The organism is Hoeflea sp. BAL378 (assembly GCF_000759435.1).
Lineage (GTDB): Bacteria > Pseudomonadota > Alphaproteobacteria > Rhizobiales > Rhizobiaceae > Hoeflea.
Window position 1 is genome coordinate 1 of sequence record NZ_JRJG01000268.1, and the last position, 2,574, is coordinate 2,574.

Here is a 2,574-nt window from a genome sequence, read left to right on the forward strand (position 1 = left end):
GCGCCGGGCTTGGGCCGTTCGGCGGGCGCGGAGATGCGCGGCGAGGCGCCGGCGGGGCGCTCCTGCGCGGATGCGCGGGCCGGAGCCGGCTGCGGGCGCCAGTCGGACGCGGGATCATCCTCGTCCAGGTCGGCCGACAGCACGCCCTCGGGCAGATGGTCGTCCTCGTCGTCGAGATCGAAGGGCGGAGCGTCATCGACGGCAACCGGGCGCCGGGGCGTTGCCGGGCCGAAACCGGGCTCGACCCGGTCCCGCCGCGCCGGCCGCGGCTCCGCGAACACGGGCTCGACGCCGAAATCATCGCCGTCGTCATAGCCGGTGTTGAAATCGAGCGGCGCCTCCGGCATCACCCGCCGCCGGGCCGAGGATGCAAGGCCTGCGAGCCGCCGGATGCGGCCGCGCAGGGTGAACCAGGAATGGGTCAGGGCGCCGAGCATCAGCGAGCCGCTCGACGCGTCCTCGTCCTCCTCGGTCTCGGCGAGGTCGGCGTCCGTCGCGGTTGCGGCTGCAGCCGGGGCCCGGCCCGTCAGTCCGGCGCCGTAGAGCAGCAGCCAGCCGGCCGCCGGCGCCAGCAGCACGCCGAGAATCACCGCGACCAGGCCCGACGGGAAGCCGCCGGTGAACACGGCCGGGATCTTCAGCGCCATGTCGCCGAGCACGCCGCCGAGCCCGTTGGGCAGCGGCCAGCTTTGCGAGGCTGGCATCAGCCCGAACAGCGCCGCCGTCAGCCAGGCGCCGCCGAACCAGGCCGCCCCGCGCCGACCCATCCGGTCGACGGGCTGCGTGCGCATCAGGCAGATCGCCCAGAACAGCGCCGGCAGCAGGCCGATCACGCCCGCGAGCCCGAAGAACTGCATGACCAGATCGGCGAAGGCCGCACCGCTGAACCCGAGCGCATTGTGCGGCACCGCGCCATTGGCGTTGGAGAAACTGGGGTCGGACACGTTCCAGGTGGCGAGCGCCGCGATCGCGAAGGCAAGGCCCGCGAGCATCGCAAGCCCGACCACGAACCTGATCTGTCGCTTGAGCAGGTCGCCGAGCAGCGTGTTGCGCGGGGAAACGCCTGGGGAAAGTGTGGAAGAACCTGGCTGCATGGTGACACATCGTCCGAACGGGTTGCGGGCTCTTGCGAACCCATCTGCGGTGAAACCTAACCGGGGTCGGGTTAATACGGCATTAACCATGCAGCGATTGCCGCGGGTTCAGACGAAAAACGCGGCCCGGGAGTGCCCGGGCCGCGCTGGATCTGCGGGATCTGCCGCGTCGATCAGCTGTGGTAGGCGGCTTCGCCGTGCGAGGCGAGGTCGAGACCCTGGCGTTCGTCCTCGACGCTGACGCGCAGTCCCAGGATCGCCTTGACGACGTAGAGCAGGATCAGCGAGCCGATGCCCGACCAGATGATCGTGATGACGACGGCCTGGATCTGCGCCATGAGCTGGGCGCCCATGGTGCCGGCTTCGACCACGAAGCCGGTGCCGCCCAGCGACGGGGCGCAGAGGATGCCGGTGCCGATGGCGCCGACGATGCCGCCGATGCCGTGCACGCCGAAGACGTCGAGGCTGTCGTCATAGCCGAAGCTCGACTTCACCTTGGAGACGAACAGGTAGCAGATCGGCGACACGGCGAGACCGAGCACGATGGCGCCGACCGGACCGGTGGTGCCGCAGGCCGGCGTGATGGCGACAAGGCCCGCGACCATGCCCGATGCCGCGCCCAGGCCCGAGGCCTTGCCGCGGAACATGGCTTCGACCGCGCACCAGCTGATGATCGCGCCGGCGGTGGCGACGAAGGTGTTGATCATCGCCAGCGTCGCGCCGGCGGTGGCCTCGAGGTTGGATCCGGCGTTGAAGCCGAACCAGCCCACCCACAGCATGGCGGCGCCGACCATGGTCAGCGTCATCGAGTGCGGGGCCATCATGTCCTTGCCGAGCCCGAGGCGCGGTCCGAGCACGATCGAGGCCACAAGGGCGGCGATGCCGGCATTGATATGCACCACGGTGCCGCCGGCGAAGTCGATGGCGCCCATGTTGAAGATCAGGCCGGAGGAGTCCCAGACCATGTGGGCGATCGGGAAGTAGACGAAGGTGACCCAGAGCGCCGAGAACAGGAGCACCGAAGAGAATTTCATCCGCTCGGCGAAGGCGCCGACGAACAGCGCCGGGGTGATGCAGGCAAAGGTCATCTGGAAGGCGATGAACACATATTCGGGCAGGACGACGCCGTCGCTGAAGGTCGCGGCGGTCGATTCAAGCGTCACGCCCGACAGGAAGACCTTGGCGGTGCCGCCCCAGAACGGCGAGGTGCCGCCGCCGAAGGCGAAGGAATAGCCGTAGAACACCCAGATCACCATGACGATGGCGCCGATGAGGGTGCACTGCATGAGAAGCGAAAGCATGTTCTTGGTGCGCACGAGGCCGCCATAGAACAGCGCCAGTCCGGGGACCAGCATGAACAGCACGAGCAGCGAGGCGGTCATCATCCAGGCGGTGTCGCCCTTGTCGATGGTCGCGGCGACGGTTTCGGTCGCTGCGGCTGCGGCTTCGGCTGCGGGGGCCGCGGCGTCCTGGGCGAAGG

The 2,574-nt window shown here is 69.3% G+C and carries 2 protein-coding genes; both read right to left on the reverse strand.

Going from position 1 to position 2,574, the window contains the following annotated elements; translation table 11 throughout:
• On the reverse strand, positions 1-1,094 hold a 1,094-nt coding region (locus LL06_RS26130), incomplete at its 3' end, for a DNA translocase FtsK 4TM domain-containing protein (protein WP_244447228.1).
• A 173-nt stretch (positions 1,095-1,267) separates the two neighbouring features.
• On the reverse strand, positions 1,268-2,574 hold a 1,307-nt coding region (locus LL06_RS26135), incomplete at its 5' end, for an ammonium transporter (protein WP_035534027.1).